16 protein-coding genes and 2 tRNA genes are annotated in these 18,225 nt (G+C 65.3%); 10 read left to right on the plus strand and 8 right to left on the minus strand.

Annotated elements, in window-relative coordinates:
• Positions 1–41 precede the first annotated feature (41 nt).
• The 3 genes from AC1MCA_RS17070 to AC1MCA_RS17080 all read left to right on the plus strand — a co-directional run bounded on the left by AC1MCA_RS17070 (position 42) and on the right by AC1MCA_RS17080 (position 1,396).
• Positions 42–115 (plus strand) — tRNA-Met (locus AC1MCA_RS17070).
• A gap of 135 nt (positions 116–250) precedes the next feature.
• A tRNA-Met gene (locus AC1MCA_RS17075) sits at positions 251–327 on the plus strand.
• A 136-nt stretch (positions 328–463) separates the two neighbouring features.
• A complete protein-coding gene (locus AC1MCA_RS17080) occupies positions 464–1,396 on the plus strand; it encodes a cytochrome b/b6 domain-containing protein (protein WP_479799480.1) in 933 nt (310 codons plus the stop codon).
• A gap of 13 nt (positions 1,397–1,409) precedes the next feature.
• Here AC1MCA_RS17080 and AC1MCA_RS17085 read toward each other — a convergent pair whose 3' ends face one another.
• The 3 genes from AC1MCA_RS17085 to AC1MCA_RS17095 form a co-directional block, all read right to left on the minus strand.
• A complete protein-coding gene (locus tag AC1MCA_RS17085) occupies positions 1,410–2,861 on the minus strand; it encodes a cryptochrome/photolyase family protein (RefSeq protein ID WP_479799482.1) in 1,452 nt (483 codons plus the stop codon).
• Between the two features lie 158 nt (positions 2,862–3,019).
• Complete coding sequence (locus tag AC1MCA_RS17090) at positions 3,020–3,811, minus strand: PspA/IM30 family protein (protein ID WP_108600272.1); 792 nt, start codon at positions 3,809–3,811, stop codon at positions 3,020–3,022.
• Positions 3,812–3,923: 112 nt separating this feature from the next.
• Positions 3,924–5,978 (minus strand): TPM domain-containing protein, encoded by a 2,055-nt coding sequence (locus tag AC1MCA_RS17095; protein ID WP_479799487.1) that lies wholly within the window; start codon positions 5,976–5,978, stop codon positions 3,924–3,926.
• Between the two features lie 287 nt (positions 5,979–6,265).
• Here AC1MCA_RS17095 and AC1MCA_RS17100 point away from each other — a divergent pair, with 287 nt between their 5' ends.
• The 4 genes from AC1MCA_RS17100 to AC1MCA_RS17115 all read left to right on the plus strand — a co-directional run bounded on the left by AC1MCA_RS17100 (position 6,266) and on the right by AC1MCA_RS17115 (position 10,686).
• Positions 6,266–7,903, plus strand: coding sequence for a S1C family serine protease (locus AC1MCA_RS17100; RefSeq protein WP_479799489.1), 1,638 nt, complete (start codon positions 6,266–6,268; stop codon positions 7,901–7,903).
• A gap of 239 nt (positions 7,904–8,142) precedes the next feature.
• Entirely contained in the window at positions 8,143–8,934 is a 792-nt protein-coding gene (locus AC1MCA_RS17105; protein ID WP_479803443.1) for an electron transfer flavoprotein subunit beta/FixA family protein, read from the plus strand.
• Positions 8,935–8,948: 14 nt separating this feature from the next.
• Complete coding sequence (locus AC1MCA_RS17110; RefSeq protein ID WP_479799490.1) at positions 8,949–9,902, plus strand: electron transfer flavoprotein subunit alpha/FixB family protein; 954 nt, start codon at positions 8,949–8,951, stop codon at positions 9,900–9,902.
• A 4-nt stretch (positions 9,903–9,906) separates the two neighbouring features.
• Entirely contained in the window at positions 9,907–10,686 is a 780-nt protein-coding gene (locus AC1MCA_RS17115; RefSeq protein ID WP_479799491.1) for a PIG-L deacetylase family protein, read from the plus strand.
• 46 nt (positions 10,687–10,732) lie between these two features.
• Here the strand turns inward: AC1MCA_RS17115 and AC1MCA_RS17120 are convergent, their stop codons facing one another.
• The 4 genes from AC1MCA_RS17120 to AC1MCA_RS17135 form a co-directional block, all read right to left on the minus strand.
• A complete protein-coding gene (locus AC1MCA_RS17120; RefSeq protein ID WP_479799492.1) occupies positions 10,733–11,596 on the minus strand; it encodes an anti-sigma factor in 864 nt (287 codons plus the stop codon).
• 1 nt (position 11,597) lies between these two features.
• The gene (locus tag AC1MCA_RS17125; protein WP_479799493.1) at positions 11,598–12,206 is read right to left on the minus strand and encodes a sigma-70 family RNA polymerase sigma factor; all 609 of its coding nucleotides are present in this window, start codon (positions 12,204–12,206) and stop codon (positions 11,598–11,600) included.
• Positions 12,207–12,415: 209 nt separating this feature from the next.
• Positions 12,416–12,883, minus strand: coding sequence for a tRNA (cytidine(34)-2'-O)-methyltransferase (locus tag AC1MCA_RS17130; RefSeq protein WP_479799494.1), 468 nt, complete (start codon positions 12,881–12,883; stop codon positions 12,416–12,418).
• Between the two features lie 21 nt (positions 12,884–12,904).
• Positions 12,905–13,870 (minus strand): DnaJ domain-containing protein, encoded by a 966-nt coding sequence (locus tag AC1MCA_RS17135; protein WP_479799495.1) that lies wholly within the window; start codon positions 13,868–13,870, stop codon positions 12,905–12,907.
• Between the two features lie 174 nt (positions 13,871–14,044).
• Here AC1MCA_RS17135 and AC1MCA_RS17140 point away from each other — a divergent pair, with 174 nt between their 5' ends.
• From AC1MCA_RS17140 to AC1MCA_RS17150, 3 genes are all read left to right on the plus strand, one after another.
• Positions 14,045–14,710, plus strand: a complete 666-nt coding sequence (locus AC1MCA_RS17140) for a hypothetical protein (RefSeq protein WP_479799496.1) — start codon at positions 14,045–14,047, stop codon at positions 14,708–14,710.
• 250 nt (positions 14,711–14,960) lie between these two features.
• Positions 14,961–15,632, plus strand: coding sequence for a helix-turn-helix transcriptional regulator (locus AC1MCA_RS17145; protein ID WP_479799497.1), 672 nt, complete (start codon positions 14,961–14,963; stop codon positions 15,630–15,632).
• A 25-nt stretch (positions 15,633–15,657) separates the two neighbouring features.
• On the plus strand, positions 15,658–16,890 hold the full coding sequence (locus tag AC1MCA_RS17150; RefSeq protein WP_479799498.1) for a cysteine desulfurase family protein: 1,233 nt from the start codon (positions 15,658–15,660) through the stop codon (positions 16,888–16,890).
• Here AC1MCA_RS17150 and AC1MCA_RS17155 read toward each other — a convergent pair.
• Positions 16,866–18,122 (minus strand): NAD(P)/FAD-dependent oxidoreductase, encoded by a 1,257-nt coding sequence (locus AC1MCA_RS17155; RefSeq protein ID WP_479799499.1) that lies wholly within the window; start codon positions 18,120–18,122, stop codon positions 16,866–16,868. The two genes, AC1MCA_RS17150 and AC1MCA_RS17155, sit on opposite strands and share 25 nt — an antisense overlap.
• Between the last annotated feature and the right edge of the window lie 103 nt (positions 18,123–18,225).

Genomic DNA, 18,225 nt, shown 5'->3' on the forward strand with positions numbered 1-18,225 from the left:
TTTGGCCTCCCGTTCACCGGACGGTAGAGTTGATCTTGCGACGCGGGGTGGAGCAGTTCGGTAGCTCGCTGGGCTCATAACCCAGAGGTCACAGGTTCAAATCCTGTCCCCGCAACTGGTGAAAAGTCCGGATCCTGGAAACAGGATCCGGACTTTTTTGCTTAAAAGCTGCAGCCGGGGAGGCCGTTGGCCTGTGCCGATCAGCTCCGGTTTTTGCGCCCGTGAAAGTAGGGTAGTGTTGATCAAGCGACGCGGGGTGGAGCAGTTCGGTAGCTCGCTGGGCTCATAACCCAGAGGTCACAGGTTCAAATCCTGTCCCCGCAACCATGTGCAAAGACCCCGACCGGCAGTTATGCCGGCCGGGGTCTTCTTTTTGCCCGATGACTACCGGTTCCTAGTATTCTCGTTCGCAGAGCCTCACATTTGAGCACTGGTCAGTCATTCTCGAGAGGAATGTTGTTCGATGTCCACACCCACGAAGAAGCCCGGCTCAGCGACGGGCAAGCGGTCCCGAATCTACTGGGGTGTTCCCGCAGTTCTCGTGGCATTGGTGCTGGTGGTCCTGCTCGCCAAGTGGATGACGGGCCTTCCGTCAGTGCAGTCCTTCCTCGCTGAGTACCCCGGCCACTCTGAACTTCCCGAGGGTGCGCCCGTCGGATTTCCGGCCTGGCTGGCCTGGCAGCACTTCCTCAATGCGTTCTTCCTGCTGCTCATCATCAGGACCGGCTGGCAGGTGCGGACCACCACACGCCCCAGCGGGCACTGGACGCGTAACAACAAAGGGCTGATCAAGACCAAGAACCCGCCCACCAAAATCACCATGGAACTTTGGTTCCACCTGACGCTGGACGTCCTCTGGATCCTCAACGGACTGGTGTTCGCCGTCCTGCTGTTTGCGACCGGTCAGTGGATGCGGATCGTACCAACCAGCTGGGACGCCATCCCCAATGCGCTTTCCGCAGCTCTCCAGTACGCCTCGCTGAACTGGCCCACAGACAACGGCTGGGTTAACTACAACGCGCTGCAGTTGCTGACCTACTTCGCAACGGTCTTCATTGCCGCCCCGCTGGCCTTTATCTCCGGGATCCGGACATCACCTGCCTGGCCCAAAAAGGCAGCTGCCCTGAACAAGGCGTACCCGATGGAACTGGCGAGGGCCATCCACTTCCCGGTGATGGTCTACTTCGTCGCGTTTATTGTGGTGCACGTGTTCCTGGTGCTTGCCACGGGTGCCCTGCGGAACCTCAACCACATGTACGGCGTCAACGACGGCGACGGCTGGCTCGGCTTCTGGGTTTTCCTCGCATCGGTGGTGGTCATGGTGGCGGCCTGGTTCCTGGCACGGCCCATCTTCCTCCGTCCGATTGCCTCCCTGATGGGCAAAGTCAGCCGCTGACCCTCAGCCTGCTTCAGCCCGGAGCGGTGCCGCCCTGGCCGTCCTTCAGCTTCTGGTAGGTGGTAAGGGCACGTTCGCGGGACTCCGGAAGTCCCACCACCGGTTCGGGGTAGCCATGGGTGTCGGGGAGCTTCCACGGCTCATGGATGCCCTTGCGGTCCAGGTGCTGGAGCTCGGGAATGAACTCGCGAAGGTAACGGCCCTCGGCGTCGAACTTTTTGCTTTGGGTTACCGGGTTGAAGATCCGGAAGTAGGGTGACGCATCGGCGCCCGACCCGGCCACCCACTGCCAGTTGGCCGGGTTGCTGGCCGCATCGGCATCCACCAGGGTGTCCCAGAACCAGGCCTCACCCAGCCGCCAGTCGGCCAGCAGGTTCTTGACCAGGAAGGAGGCGGCGGCCATCCGGACCCGGTTATGCATCCAGCCGGTGTTCCAGAGCTGCCGCATCCCCGCGTCAACCAGCGGATACCCGGTCCGGCCCTGCTGCCATGCAGCCAGCTCTGCCTCGGTGGGTTGCTGCCATTCGAAGCGGTCGAATTCCGGGCGGTAGTTGCGGGTTGCCAGCTGGGGGTTGACATAGAGCAGCTGCCAGCAGAACTCCCGCCAGCCCAGTTCCGAGCGGAAGATCCCGACGTCGGCGCCCTCCTGGCGTGGGAAGCGGTGCCGGAGCTCGTGCCACACGGTAAACGGACTGATTTCACCGAACCGGAGATGGGGAGAAAGCCGGCTGGTCCCCTCAACGCCCGGGACGTCGCGCCCTGTTCCGTATTCCTGCACTGGCCCGTCCAGGAAGTCTTCCAGCCGGCGGTGCGCCCCAGTCTCTCCGGGTTCCCAGGTTTCCGCCAGGCCGCCGCTCCAGTCGGGGGAGACCGGAAGCAAGGCCCAGTCAGACAGGTCGTCGCTGGCTGCATGCTTTTTTCTGCCGGCGCCGGCAGGGGATGGCAGGCTGTACGGCCGCTCAAGGGGTTGCCGGGGTTCGCCGGATGAGGTGCAGGCGCGCCAATAGGGCGTAAAGACCTTATAGGGCCCACCGCTGCCTGTGGTGATGGTCCACGGTTCGAAGAGCAGGTTGGCCTGGAAGCTGGCGGCCTCGATGCCGTTTTCTGCAGCCCATGCCTTGATGCCGGCGTCCACGGCCCGTTCAGGACCGCCATAGCGGCGGTTCCAGAGTATGTGCCGGGCGCCCGTTTCCTCAGCGAGGGAACGGATCACCGGCTCCGCCGCACCGCGCCGGAGGATGAGCGTGGAACCTTCTGCCGCCAGGGACTCCGCCAAGGACACCAGGGAATGGTGCAGCCACCAGCGGGCTGCGCCTCCAAGGGGACGGATCCCCTCCGATTCCTCATCAAGGATGTAGACCACTGTGAGGGGCAGGCCCAGCCCGGCAGCCCGGGACAGGGCTGGATTGTCCTCCAGCCGAAGATCATCACGGAGCCAGACGATTGACGTTTCGGAGGAAGCCATGGTTCAACGCTACACACCTGGACCAGGAGCCGGACACCACCCTGCGGTGCGTTGCTGTGCCTTGTGGTGCCGTGCCGGTCCGGTCCGGACACGGCGAAGGCCGGGGTTCGTCGAAGAACCCCGGCCTTGCGGGCAGCCCAACAGCGGGCCGGAACCTGTTACAGCTTGTCGAAGTCGGCTTCGTCGACAGTGGATTCCGAGCGGGCGGAGTTGCCGGAGGCACCAATGGCCGGCTTGGCTCCACCGGACTTCAGGGCAGCGAGGCGTGCCTCGATTTCAACCTGCTCGCCGAGGTCTTCGAGCTGGTTGAACTGTGCATCCAGGCTGGACGCGGCAAGCTCCTGCTGGCCGCGGACCTTGGCCTCTTCGCGGCGGATCTTCTCTTCGAAGCGGCCCACTTCGCTGGTGGGATCCATGAAGTCGATGCTCTTGATGGCATCGTGCACCTGTGACTGTGCTGCGGCCGTCTTGGAGCGGGCCACCAGTTCGTTGCGCTTGCTGGTGAGCTCGTTGAGCTTGCCCTTCATCTGGTCAAGGCCGGTCTTGAGCTTGGCCACCACTTCGCGCTGCGAGGTAATGCTGGGCTCTGCTCCCTTGGCCTCGTTTTCCGCAGACATCTGGCGCTGCAGGGCCACCTTGGCGAGGTTGTCAAACTTCTCGGCGTCAACGCTGTCGCCGCTGGACCGGTATTCATCCGCCTTGCGCGAGGCTGCGAGGGCCTTGTTGCCCCAGTCCTGCGCGTTCTTGACGTCCTCGTTGTAGTCGTCCTCGAGCATCCGGAGGTTTCCGATGGTCTGGGCAACAGCGGACTCAGCCTCCGCGATGTTGTTCGTGTAGTCCCGGACCATCTGGTCCAGCATCTTCTGCGGATCCTCAGCGTTGTCCAGCAAGGTGTTGATGTTTGCCTTTGCAAGCTGTGCGATCCGGCCGAAAATGGACTGCTTAACCATGATGTATACCTTTCGTCCTGCTCAGTGGTGGCCACTGAAATCAGTGAACAGTTGTTGTACCGCTTCTATCCGCCGGAGGGGTTGTACCGGTCCGGCGCCTAGCCTGTGAGGGTCAGAAACTTCCCGAGTCGCCCCCGCCGAAGTCTCCTCCGCCGAAATCGCCTCCACCGAAGCCACCGCCGTCGCCGCCCCAACCGCCGCCATCGCTGTGGCCACCGCCCCAGCCTGCGCCGCCGCCGCCGTTGAGGATGGAATTGATGAGGATACCGCCGAGAATGGCGCCGCCGAGGCCGCCGCCGCCCCCGCCGCGGCCGCCGAACATGCCGCCGCCGCCGAAGCCCTGGTTGGCGTAGCCACCGAAGTTGTCGACATCGGCCTGGGCCAACTGTGCTGCCTGCGCCGCCAGGGCGTGGGCCTGCTGGGCGTAGGTAAGGGCTGTGACGGGATCGTTCCGTGAGATCGAAAGTGCGTAGTCGAGGTTGCGCTGGGATTCCGCCAGCCGGGTACGCGCTTCGGTGCCCACTCCGCCGCGGCGGGCGGTGATGTAGTCCGACGTTGCGCTGATCTGGGCCTGGGCGGACATGATGGTCTGCTGCAGTGAAGCCTCCGCACGGCGGGCCTGCTCCTGCTTGTCCCGGATGCCGGTGAGGGACTGGTCCAGGGCCTGATGCGCATTCTCAACACGCTGGAGGGTGGCAATGGGATCGATCTTGCCGCCCTGGATTTCAGCCTTGACCTGCGCCAGGGCCTGTTCGACGCCGGCGACCGGGCCCGCCAGTTCGGGGTGTTCCCCGGACTGGATCATGGCCCGCGCCTGGGCCAGGTCCTGGGAGGTGTCGACGACTGCCGCTTCCAGCCCTCCGCGGGCCTCGTCCAGGTTGGTGGATACCTTGGCGATGGCGTCGAGCAGGACGTTGGTCTGGTGCAGGCTCTCTTCGGAGGCGCGCACGGCCACAGCAGCGAGGCTGCCCTCGCCTGCCGCCAGCTTTTCCTGGGCCGTGGCGGTGGCGTTCTGCACAAAGGCAAGGCGTTCCTTGGCCTGGGTGATGTTGTCCGCGACCTGTACCAGCGCGCTGTCCGCGTACTTGGAGCGCAAGGTTGTCAGTGACTGTTCAGCGCTGGCGATCTTGGCTTCGGCCTCCTGCGCGCCGGCACTGACAGCGGCCAGGGCCTGGGGGGCGTTCTTCTCAAGCTCGCGGAGTGAGTCGAAATCGGCCTTCTGCTCCTGAAGCGAACCCAGCGCTGCCTCGGACCGGCGGATGATCTCGCCGTACCAACTGCGCTGCTGTTCCTCGGTGTCCGGAATGTGGTCGTCAAGCTGTTGCTGGAGCTTGAAGGATTCGGACATATGGGCCTTGGCCTCGGCAAGCGCCTTGGTAAAGTTGCCCACCGCGGCGTCGCCGTACTGCGCCTCTGCGAAACCGAGTTCCTGCTCGCTGGACTTGATGGCGTCATCGGCTTCAATGATCAGGGAACCGCTCTTGCGCCGGAGCTCCTCAATGCTGAGCGAAGCCAGCGGGTCCAGCTCGGCGCCCTGCGGGCCGTAGCTGGCGCTGGATGCCAGCGCCGCTTTCTTCCGCTTGTTGCGGAAGTACAGGTACGCTCCGGCGCCACCGGCCGCAACAACGCCCGTTCCGACGAGGACAGCCGCCCCCGCGCCGTCGCCCGAAGGGACGTTGCCGCTGCCGCCGCCTGCGGCATCACCGATGGCTGCGGCGGTGTCAATGGCCGCCTGGGCGTAGTCCTTCTTGCCGCCGGCAAGATTCGCCGTGACGGCATTCTGGCTGATGTTGGACTGCTTGGACCGGATGGCGCTCGAGGCGTCGGTCGCAAAGTAGAACTGGCCCGCTGTCGAGATGGCCAGGAGGACATCGGCTTTACCCATGGATTTTTGAGTCGCAACGGCCTTGCCCCAGTCTTCGGGCTTGGCGGGGTTCTCAAACGAGTCCACGGTGACAACGTAAAGGTTGTACTTGTGGTCCTTGAGGAGTGTCTGGATGGCTTCCTGGACCTCACCCTTACGGCTGCCGAGGACGTTTGCGTTATCCACGATGTTCGTGCCGGACGGAATGGTCACCGGATCCTCGGCCCAGGCCGCAGCAGCAGGTGCCGCCAGAAGCCCGGTCAGGCCGATCACGGCGAGAAGACGCTTGAACTTTGACCGCATGTGCAACCCTTCAGCACGCTTGACACTGATTCGGGACGAATCAGTCGTCTCAGAATGCAGCAGCGCCCCCACGCGTGATGTAAAGCCGCAGGTCGCTGTGGCAATTCAATTTGATTCTATGGTGCCCCAAGTAGCGCGTCCACACGGCCGAATATGCCACCAGCGAAACCCCTCCGGGCCTGGGCAAAAGGTGGCGGGGAGGCTCTCAGCAACCTCCCAGCCAACGTTCGCCCCAGTTCCAGCCAGACAGTCCATAGTTAATGCAGACGAGGATGAAAGGAAGTCCAATGACTGAGAACCCAACCCCGGGTGCAGCGCCTGAGAACCGGCATCCGGATGAGAACCCGGGCGCCGCACAGAACGCTGCGGAGGACCGCAGCGACGCTGCCGGTCACGGCAATCCGACCGAACGGCTGGACCGCCCGGAGGAGTCTGAAAACCCCACACAGCAACTTCCCGGCGCGCCCCGGCCGGTTTATCCTCCCCGCGAACCTTTTTACGGCCAGCATGGCCAGCCGGCACAGAGCCAGCACACCCAGGGCCAGCAGGCTACCGGCCAGGGCCAGTACGCGCAGCCCACTTCCGGCCAGAACTCCGCTTCGCCATACGGCGCGGCTTACCGGGCACCGGAGCAGCAGTACGCGCAGCATGGAGCGCACTCGACCGCGCCGGCCGGATATGCGGGTCAGTTCAACTCCGCCCCCAATCCGGCGGATGCACCGCGCAGGAAGGCTTCTTTCGGCGTAGGAACCCTCGTGGCCAGCATCCTTGCCGCCGGCCTGGTGGGTGGCGGGGTGGCGACAGTCGGCTCGGCAAACCTCTTCGATACGGGCTCGCCCGCAGCATCAAGCAGTAACAGCCAGCCGGGCACCGTCATCGTCAATAACCAGGACGACGTCAACGCCATCACCGCGGCCGCGTTGAAGGCATCACCTTCCGTGGTGACCATCAGCGCCACCAGCGGCGGTTCAGGCGGCACAGGATCCGGAATCGTCCTCGACGGGGAGGGCCATATCCTCACCAACACCCACGTCGTCACATTGGATGGCCAGACCGCCTCCGCAGCCTTGGAGGTGCGAACCAGCACAGGCCAGGTACTCAAGGCCACCCTGGTGGGCACTGACCCCCTCTCCGACCTTGCAGTGATAAAGGTGGACAACGCGTCCGGGCTCACTGCAGCCACCCTCGGGGACTCCGGCAAGCTCAACGTGGGGGACACCGCCATTGCCATCGGCTCACCGCTTGGCCTGACGGGTACTGTCACCGACGGCATCGTCTCCACCCTGAACCGGACCATCAGCGTCGCCTCGGCAGCGGCGCCGGACGAAGGCGACAGCTCTGAGGACGACGACGGGTTCCAGTTCGCACCTCCGGGCGGTGGCGAGAGCCAGAACACCGCCAGCCAGGGTTCGATCTCCATCAATGTGATCCAGACAGATGCGGCGATCAACCCCGGAAACTCCGGCGGTGCGCTCGTCAACACCGACGGCGAAATCATTGGCGTCAATGTGGCCATCGCCTCTGCCGGTTCGGATTCATCGTCCTCCAGCGGCAACATCGGCGTAGGCTTCAGCATCCCCATCAACCACGCCAAGCGCGTGGCACAGGAGCTCATCGACACCGGCAAGGTCTCCCATGGCCAGCTGGGCGTCAGCGTGAAAGATAAGTCCTCCGGGACGGCGTCCTCCAGCTTCTCCGTTGGTGCGGACGTCGCAACCGTCGAGGCCAACTCAGCAGCTGCCAAGGCCGGCATCAAGGTTGGCGACGTCATCACCAAGTTCAACGACCTCTCCATCGGCGAGTCCAAGCAGCTGACGGCAGCCGTTCGCGAGCAGGCCGGGGGCTCCACCGTCAAGCTCACCGTCCTGCGGAACGGCCAGGAGCAGACGTTCGACGTCACGCTCGGCACGGCACCGGACCAGTAAAGCACCGGACCCACCGACGACGGCGGCGGCCACCACACAGGGTGCCTGCCGCCGTCGGCCGTTAACGGCTGAACCGAGGGGTCAAGCCGGGGTGACACAGGCGTTAACGGGACGGCAACGGGGCGCGGCTATATGGTTAGCTAGGATCTACCCGTACCCCGGGCGTTCCGCGGCCATGACCTCACCCGGCTGGCTATCCACAAGCATGGAAGGCTGCTGTAAATACAGTGGAAGAGACATTGAAGATCATCGTCCTGGTCAAGCACGTGCCGGATGCGCAGTTCGACCGTCACCTCAACGGAGAGGGCTACACCACCGATCGGGAGGAGAGCATCCTGTCGGAACTGGATGAATATGCTTTGGAGGCGGCGTTGCAGCTGGCTGAGGCCCGTGGCGGTGCCAAAGCGGGCAACCAGGTCATTGCCCTGAGCATGGGCCCCTCCGGTGCCGTGAATGCCGTTAAGAAGTCGCTCCAGATGGGCGCCACCGAAGGCGTACACCTGACGGACAGCGCGTTGGCGGGCTCAGACGCCGCCGCCACGTCGCTGGCGCTCGCAGCCGCGGTCCGCCACCTCGGTGCAGTGGACCTCGTCCTCACCGGCATGGCGTCCACCGACGGCGAAACCTCCCTGGTTCCCGCGCAGCTCGCCGAACGCCTCGGCCTGCCCCAGGTCACCTTCGCGTCTTCGCTGACGGTCGACGGCGGCCGGCTCACCGCCCGCCGCGACGCTGACACCTACTCGGAGACCGTGGAAGCCGCGCTTCCGGCCGTCGTGTCTGTCACGGACCAGATCAACGAGCCCCGTTACCCCAATTTCAAGGGCATCATCGCCGCCAAGCGCAAGAGCATCACCACCCTCTCGCTGGCGGATATCGGCGTGGATCCCTCGCAGGTAGGCCACGCGGGTTCGTGGACCACCGTAACCTCAGCCGAAGAACGCCCGCCCCGCACCGCCGGCACCATCATTACCGACGAAGGCGACGCCGGCATCAAACTGGTGGACTTCCTGGCCGCCCAGAAGCTGCTCTAAGAGGGATCACAGACATGGCAAACGTACTCGTATTCATTGATAACCCGGGCCAGGCCCTGAAGAAGAGCAGCCTCGAACTGCTGACCCTGGGCCGGTCCCTGGGTGAAACCGCCGTTGCACTGAACGGGGACCTCAGCGATGGCGTCTCGGCGGCCTTCGCCGAGTATGGCGTCAGCACGGTCTTCCGGCCCTCGGCCGCGGACCTGGACGACTACCTCGTGGCACCCAAGGCCGCCTACCTCGCCGCCGCCGCAGCATCGTCGGGCGCCTCTACCGTCATCCTGGACAACTCGCCTGAGGGCAAGGAGATCGCAGGTCGCCTGGGCATCCGCCTGAGCGCCGGCGTCATCACCGACGTCGTGGCAGTCGACGCCGACGGGACAGCACACAAGTCGGTCCTGGCCGGCTCGTACACCACCGCCGCGAAGACCAACACACCGGTCACAGTGCTGAGCGTCAAAGCCAACAATGTCAACCCGGAACCGGCCGCCGCGCCGAGCAGCCCGGCGACCACCAATGTGGAGGTACCCGCGGATGCCACGACCACGGCAGCACGCATCACAGCCCGCGAGCAGAAGGTGGCCAGCGGCCGCCCTGACCTGACCGACGCGCGGATCGTCGTGGCCGGCGGCCGCGGAGTCGACGGCGACTTCGGCCCCGTTGAACAGCTTGCGGACGCTCTCGGTGCGGCTGTCGGTGCCTCCAGGGCAGCCACTGATGCCGGCTGGATCAGCCACGACGCCCAGGTGGGGCAGACCGGTAAAACGGTCTCACCCCAGCTGTACATCTCAGCGGGAATTTCCGGCGCCATCCAGCAGAAGGCCGGCATGCAGACGGCCAAGGTCATTGTGGCCATCAACAAGGACGCCGAGTCCCCGGTCTTCGAAATTGCCGATTTCGGCATCATCGGCGACCTCTTCGACGTCCTGCCCCAGGCCACGGAAGAAATCAAGAAGCGAAAAGGCTGATCCTTTGACCACTCCTGCTGTTGCAGCACAGAGCCCGTTCAACCCGGCCACGGCCCGGGTTGGGCGGGTGCTCTGTTTCGCGGCCCACCCTGACGACATCGACTTCGGCGCGGCCGGCACCATCGCTGCCTGGACGGCGGCCGGCGTCCAGGTCAGCTACTGCATCATGACCGACGGCGACGCCGGGGGCTTCGACCCGGCCCACCGGGCGGAGATCATCACGCTCAGGGCCGCCGAGCAGCGCCGGGCCGCCGAAATGGTGGGCGTCACCGACATCCATTACCTGCACGAGCGGGACGGTTACCTCGAACCGACCCACGAGGTGATGAAAGGGGTGGTCAAGCTGATCAGGGAACTCCGTCCCGACGTCGTGCTTGCCATGCACCCGGAGCGGAACTGGAACCGGCTGCAGAAGAGCCATCCCGACCACCTGGCCGTGGGGGAGGCCGTGACCCGCGCCGTCTACCCGGCAGTGGAGAACCCGTTCGCGTACCCGGAGCTGGCCGAGGCCGGCCTCGCTGCATACAAACTTCCCTGGCTGTGGCTTTACGCCGGGCCGGAGGAGCGGGAGAACCACTTTGTCGACGTCACGGACCACGTGCCCGCCAAGCTCGACGCCATCCACGTGCACGTGAGCCAGCACCCTGACGTCAAAGCTATGGAAGCCGCAGTCCGGAACGGGATGAGCGTAAATGCACGCCGTGCGGGAATGGCTGAGGGCCGCAGCGCCGAGGCGTTCCACGTTGTGGCAGTCAACGGCCCGGCGACCATCGCCGGCTTCTAGGCGGGCCGCAGGACGTCAGACGCCTGGGAGCCAGGCGTCTGACGCGTCAGGCTCCCAGAGTTGCTGCGGCCACCACAGGGGTGGTCGGAGTGGCTGAACCGCCCGTCGGTTCAACGGTGATTCCCAAGGCCGATGCTGAGGCTATCCCCTTCACGAGGGCAGGCCTGGACAGCGCTTCCTCGTCCATCAGGCCCTGGGACACCGGGGCAGAGCCGTCCTTCGGGATCAGCCACATCTGGTAGACCTTGCCCGCCGGTGGGGCCGGCACACCGTTCATTTTGACCACGAGTGAATCCTTGGATGGCGACACGAGGACTGTGGCTGTTCCGCCGGCGGCGACCGGCACGGACGCTTCAAAGGCATCCGCAGCACGGATAACCTGGTTCAGCGGATCGTTTTGATCCGCGACGTAAGCCCCCACGCCCACTCCGCCCAGGGCGATCACGGCGGCGGCCGCAACCCCGACGAGCCAACGGCGTGCGCCTCCAGGCCGGCGTCGTTCTTCCCTGCGCTGCCGCAGCTCGGCGAGTTCGTCGATGCCCCCGGCCGAAGGTCCCGCTGGGGGAGCCTGGGTAACGGACGGGGCCTGCGCGCCCTCAACCGGCAGCTGTGCAAGGGAGGGCAGCTGCGAAACAATGCGGGCGAAAAGATCCGCCGGTGGTTCGGCCTCTGCCGTGAACGAAGTGGCCAGTGTCTCCCTGGCCTGGCGGACCCGTTCAAGGAACGCGTGGCGCTCGACGTCGGACGCGGAAGAGATGTACTGGTCAATGGTGGCGCGCTCAGCGTCGGTGACAGCGTCCAGGGCGTAGAGCTCCGCGAGGTCGACGGCGCGGCCTGAATCCAGGTCCGCAGCGATCGAATCGCCAAACGAACCGGGACGGCGGCCTCCGGGACTATTCATTTCTGTCATCTCAACTCACCCCCAGACATGTCTTCAAGCGGATCAGTCCGTCGCGGATGCGGGACTTGATGGTAGGAACTGCGGCGTTGAGCTTCTCGGCAACCTCGCGGTACGTCAGGCCCCCGTAGTAGGCCAGCCGCACGGATTCCTGCTGTGTATCGGTCAGTGTGTCCAGGCACCGGACCACGGCCTCGGCTTCGAGCCTGGTGTCCACTTCATCGGATACGGAGTCGTGGTCGACGTCCTGGCTGCTGGCTCCGTACCGGGCTTCGCGGTCTGTAGCCGATTGCGAGGAACGGACTTTGTCCACTGCCCGCCGGTGCGAGATCGTCATCAGCCACGACAACGGGCTGCCCATTTCAGGGTTGAACTTGCCGGCGTTCTGCCAGACCTGGAGGAAGACTTCCTGTGTGGTGTCTTCGCTGAGCTCGGGATCGATGAGGACACGGCGTGCCATTCCGAAGACCCTGCGGGAGGTCAGCTGGTAGAACTGGGCAAACGCGGCCTGGTCACCGCCGGCGATCCGGGCGAGCAGTCCTGACAGACGCTGGCTGAGTTCTGCCGGTGAGTCGGTGACCGTAGGCGGAGCCTCGGAGTTCGGCGCGTTGGGAGTTTCCATCACTACCAAGCATAGGTCGCCCGGCGGCCAATCCGGGGCATCGCGGCCATGAGCGCCGACGGCGGCCCGCAGCCCCGGCTGATCAGCGGCACGGCCTGCATGCAACAGTGTCACCCGACGCTCCCTCCCTTGCCCTCATTTTGCTGTCAGGAGTGATTCGGTGCAGGTGGCGCTCCGGATGGGCGGCCGGGCGTACGGGAGTGGGAAACTCAGAGGCGGGCGCCGGCGAACCCCTGTTGCCGCCATGCCTCGTAGACGGCAATGGACGCCGCGTTGGCAAGGTTCAGCGAACGCAGGGACGGAAGCATCGGAAGGCGGACGGTCGCAGTGACATGCGGATCGGTCTTGAGTTCCTCGGGCAGGCCGACCGATTCCTGGCCGAACAGCAGGACGTCGCCGGGCCGGTAGGCGATGTCCGCGTAGCTTGTGGTGCCGTCGGAGGTGAAGGCGTAGACCCGCTCCGGCTGTAGTTCGCGCCAGGCATCATCGATGTTTTTGTGGACGGTGACGACGGCGAGGTCATGGTAATCGAGGCCGGCCCGCCGGAGCTTGGCATCAGAGAAGTCGAAGCCGAGGGGTTCCACCAGGTGAAGCTCGGCGCCGGTAATGGCGGCCAGCCTGATGGCGTTGCCGGTGTTGCCGGGGATTTCGGGGGCGTGGAAGAGGATACGGAACACCGTCCAATCCTAGTCAACGGTTCAGTGCATGCCGCGCAGCAGCCTTGCCAGTACAGAGACGTTGACCGCATTCGGGGTGGGCCCGGACGAGAGGAAGTGTTTGAGGCCGCGGACCAGCCCGGCCGCATTGACCACCTGAATGGTCTCGCTTGACCCTGCGGCGCGCCGGTGGCGGTCGATGACGGGTTCGTGAAGATTGCCGTCGGGACTGTGGATGACTGTCCAGCCGGTGACGTTCAGTTCGGGAAAGATGTCCTGCATTGCCCGCACAATGTGGGCGAGCTGCGGCGGTGCGATGGAGCGGCCGCCGTGGTTAAGTGTTTGCCCGTCCCACGCATAGGCGCCCTTGGGCAGGAGCATCGAATTGACCAGGGCCAGCCGGTAGCCGGACAGCAGCGCGTGGTCGATGTGGTTGTTGTCGGCAGGGGATTGCAGGCCATTGACCAGCCGGGCAGCCGGAATGGCGGGCAGTACCTGCCGGGCGATGAGTTGCACGGTCCGCATCTCACGCTGGATCCGGGCTTCGGCGCCAAAAATGCCCCGCTTCCGTGGAATGCCGTGGACCTGCTGGCTGGCCTGGGTCAGCGGGATGAGGGGGACCGTACCCGTGGCCTCGAACGCTGCTGCGTCATAGGGCGGAACATAGAAAGGCTCGTCGCCGGCAGTATTGCGCGGCGTGCTTGGCCTGTGAACCGAAGCCGACGCGTGGCTCCCTGCGGCCGGCGCATCAAAGTGCGGCCCCGCGGCAGAATCCCCTGAACCGTTTCCGCCCTTGCCCGCGGCGTAGGAGCGGTCGTAGGCCTTCCTGCGTTGGGGATCTATCAGCGTTTCGTAGGCAGCAGTCACCCGCCGGAAGGCTGCGGCATCCCCGCCATGATCCGGGTGGGCCTTGCGCGCGGCCCGACGGTAAGCCACCTTGATTTCCTTCTCGGAGGCTGTCACGGCGACGCGGAGCACCTCGTAGTAGGAGCTGCTGCTCTCGGTCAAGCACTCATCCTTCTTTTGGTCTGGCCAGTCCACGGCAGGCAGTCCGGTCGGCCCAGTTTAGCCGCCTCTCCAGATAACGTTTGTGCAGGATGAGGTGGTTCCCCGGCTGGCATAAACTCTTGAAGGATGACGGCTGGGTATGACCGTCCGGGGCTATTGCATTGGGGTTAATACGTGAAAGCACACGCTTTGGCGGGATTGCGGGCGGGCTCGCTGCTTGCTGCGGCAGCGTTGACGGGCTGCAGCGTTGGCGTGCCGGACCCGGCGGCGCCAAAGGTTGAGCAGACCGTTACGGCACTGGCCACTCCGACCATCACGCCGGGCCATGACGCCGATGCCGTGGCTGCCCAGGACATGCCTTTCGCTGCCGGCGGTACGTTGGCAGCGGGCGTCCCGGTGGGAATCTCGGACGGACTCAAGGACGCTCCCGGCTGGAAACCGGTTAAGCAGAATGTTGCCGGCGAAAGCCAGTACCTGAAGGCCGATGGCTGCCTGGTGGCAGCCAAGGTCCGCACAAAACAGTCGCCGCTGGCATTATCTGATGACAAGGAGTCCACCGTGGGACTCTTCGCCTACCTGGACCCGAGCATCCTTCCCGGCTATTTGACGACGTCGACGCTGCGGTGGGGCGGTGAGCGCGACAAGCCGGGTCCAACGGCCGAGGTGCTGCTGCTGGAAAGGCCGGCGCTGCCTGGCGCCGCCACGGCTGTTCTTGCCCGCGTATTCGGCACAGCCGCGTCCTCTGTGTATATCTCTGTTGCCTGCCCCGATGCCGGAACTTTGGGGGCGGCCCAGGCCGACGTCGCTGCACACCTGGTGCTTGTTCCGCCGGCAAACTAGCGGTGCTGGCGGACGGACCCGGGGGAGAGCCGGTTCAGCGCAAGAGCGGCGATCATCAGCCCGAAGTCACGGTGAACACTGTGCGAAGCAGGAGGAACGCCTGCCGGTCCGGGCCGATGGTCACCGGCCGGCCGCGTGACGTGGTTGTTCCCGTGGTTTCCATGGCGTACTCCTTCTAAAAGTAGGTATAGTCATTTTAGAAAGTTCGGCGGGTTTAAGCAATACTTTTTGTTTTTAGAAGGAGGGGTTGGTGCGCAGGCTTCCCTGGGTCCGCCGCATGGCTGCCGTCGCCTCGCTGGGGGACGGCAAGCGCAGGCAGCTTTTTGAGCTGATTGCAGCCTCTGACCAGGCGATGGGGCGCGACGCCGCCGCCCTGGCACTGGGGGTACCCAGAAGTACGGCTTCATTCCATCTTGACAGGCTTGTGGACGACGGTCTGCTGGCCGTGGAATTCCAGAAGGCCTCAGGAAAGACCGGCCCTGGTTCCGGACGCCCGGCCAAGATGTACCGGCCTGCCACGGGCGAGGTCGGGGCCTCGGTACCGGACCGGAACTACGATCTCGCCGGTGAACTGCTGGCGGCGGCCATTGAACACTCCACGGACACCGGCCTCCCTGTGGGTGATTCTTTGCGCGACATCTCACGGCAAAGTGGCCTGCAGTTGGCCGCAGATTCCACCAGTCTGGCGGAATTCATTGCAGGGGAGGGCTACCAACCCGAGCCCGATGGCTCGGGAGGGTTCGTCCTGCGGAACTGTCCGTTCCACCGTCTCGCAGGCGGGCATCCCGGGGTGGTCTGCGCCATGAACGGTTCGTTTTTGCAGGGTGCGGCCGCGGCGTGCGGAGAGCCGGAGGACCGGGTGGCGCCCAACAACGTGCCGGGCCAGTGCTGCGCCAGGATCACGCCGCCCCTGAATCCCTGACCATCAACGCGGCTAGAATTGATGCGTGCCCGTTTACCTCGACCATGCAGCCACCACGCCCATTTCTTCCGAGGCGCTGGCGGCCCTGACCCGCGAACTCGCGCGCACCGGCAATCCGTCGTCCCTGCACGGATCAGGCCGCCGGGCCAGGCGTTCCGTGGAGGACGCCAGGGAAACCATAGCGACGGCGGCAGGAGCCCATCCCTCCGAGGTCATCTTTACTTCCGGCGGCACTGAGTCCGACAACCTGGCTGTGAAAGGCCTGTACTGGTCACGGGTGTCCGAGGACCCGGCCCGGCGTCGCATCCTCTGCTCCGCCGTCGAGCACCATGCGGTGCTGGACACTGTGGAATGGCTGGAGCGGCACGAAGGTGCGGCTGTCACCTGGCTTCCCGTGGACGGCATGGGGGTGGTGGACCTCGAGGTCCTTGCCGCCGAACTTTCCCGTGATCCGGAGTCCATTGCGCTGGTAACAGTCATGTGGGCCAACAACGAAGTGGGCACCGTCCAACCCATCCGGCGGATCGTCGAGCTGGCGCACGCGGCGGGGGTTCCGGTCCACTCCGACGCTGTGCAGGCGCTCGGCTCGTTGCCGGTCGATTTCAAGGCCTCAGGGCTTGATGCGATGTCGGTGTCCGCGCACAAGATTGGCGGCCCCGTGGGCGTGGGTGCCTTGCTGCTGGGCAGGGCCGTCAAGCTGACCCCCGTCCAGCACGGCGGCGGCCAGGAGCGGGACGTACGCTCCGGGACCCTGGACACGGCGTCCATCGCCGCCTTCGCCGCGGCCGCCGAATCCGCGACGGAACGGCTGACCGAAGAGTCGGGCCGGATTGCGGCACTGCGGGACAAGCTGATCGACGGCGTCCTTGAGCGCGTGCCCGAGGCGGTGCTGCGCGGGGCGCCGGGGGAAGGGCGACTGCCCGGAAGCGCCCACTTCACCTTCCCTGGCTGTGAAGGCGATTCCCTGCTTTTCCTGCTTGACCTTGCGGGGGTTGAGTCTTCCACCGGATCAGCCTGCACGGCAGGGGTCCCCCGCCCATCCCATGTCCTGCTGGCCATGGGACTGGACGAGGAAACGGCCCGCGGCGCACAGCGCTTCACGCTCGGCCACGCCTCCACCGAGGCGGACGTCGATGCCCTGCTTGTGGCCCTGCCCGGTGCCTATGCCAGGGCGCGGCAGGCGGGGATGGCCGGACACGAATCGTCTATCCAGACGGCTGGAACGGTGGCGCGTCAGGCCGCTTCGGGCAGGAGCTGATCCAGGCCGGCGGACGCATCGGCGAGCCGCCCCGCCGGAACAGGAACTCCCGCCGAAATGAGGGCTTTGATAACCTTCTGTGCCCCTGGCTGGGGCGTCCGCGGCCAGTTGACGCTCATGCCGGCGACCACCCGCGAGTCCTGCTGCCAGAAGGCAATAAACTCCTTGGCCTCCAGCGATCCCCTGATCACTGGTTCGGCGCCCGCAGCCAAGGCCGGAAAACCTGAGTACTCCATGCTGACGTCGAACTGGTCGGTATAGAAGTAGGGGATGGCGCTGTGGGTGGCTTCCAAACCGAGCATTGCCTTCGCCGCCACCTTGCCGCCATTGAGCGCATTGGACCAATGCTCGCTGCGGTAGTGCCGGCCGGTGAACGGATGCAGGGCGTTGGCCACGTCGCCGGCCGCAAAAATGCCTGGCACACTGGTCCGGAGGGAGGCGTCCGTGAGGATCCCGTTCTCCAGGGCCAGCCCGGCCGCCTGGGCCAACCCTGTCCCGGGAACCACTCCGACGGCGATGACCACTATGTCCGCCGGCAGGACCTCTCCGGAATCGGTGATCACCCCGGTGACCGCCCCGTCCGCCCCGGTCAGCTCCCGCGCCGAGGCGGGAAGCCGGAAGCCCACACCGTTGCGTTCGTGAAGGCCCCGGAAGAACTGTCCGAGATCGGGGCCGATTGCGCCGGCCAAAGGGATGTCCTCCAGGCCCAGGAGCGTGACGTTGTTGCCATACGTGGCCGCGGCCGCTGCGAGTTCCATGCCGATCCAGCCCGAACCGATCATGACCACGTTCTTCCCGCCCGGCGCCAGGGCGCTGCGCAGCCGTCGGCTGTCATCCAGGGTGCGGAACGTTGTGACCCCGGCCAGGTCGCTGCCCGGCAGGCGCAGAGTCCTGGGCATCGCCCCTGTGGCGAGGAGAAGGGACCCGTAGTCCAGCGACGTTCCGTCGCCCAATTGCACTGTCCGGGAGCCGGGCCGGATGCGGGTGACGCTCACGCCGCGGCGGAGGCCGACGTCGTTCTCTGCGTACCAGCCTTCGGGCACCACCGGGACGGCATCCTCCCCAACTCTGCCCAGCAGATACTCCTTCGACAGCGGAGGCCGCAAATAGGGGGCATGGGCTTCGGCGGCGACTATGGTGACCAGGCCCGCGAAGCCTTCGGCCCGAAGGGTCTTCGCAGCGGTGGCGCCGGCCAGCCCGCCGCCAACAATCACGATGTCCTCAACAGCCATGACCTTCGGCTCCCGTCTCTGGTGGCGCAATATCTAAAATCGTTAATCTTGACTTTAGAAGTCAGGGGTGGGTGCAGTCAAGGTCTTTTGGGTAGTAATCGGC

This window comes from Arthrobacter sp. BK1 (genome assembly GCF_056680055.1).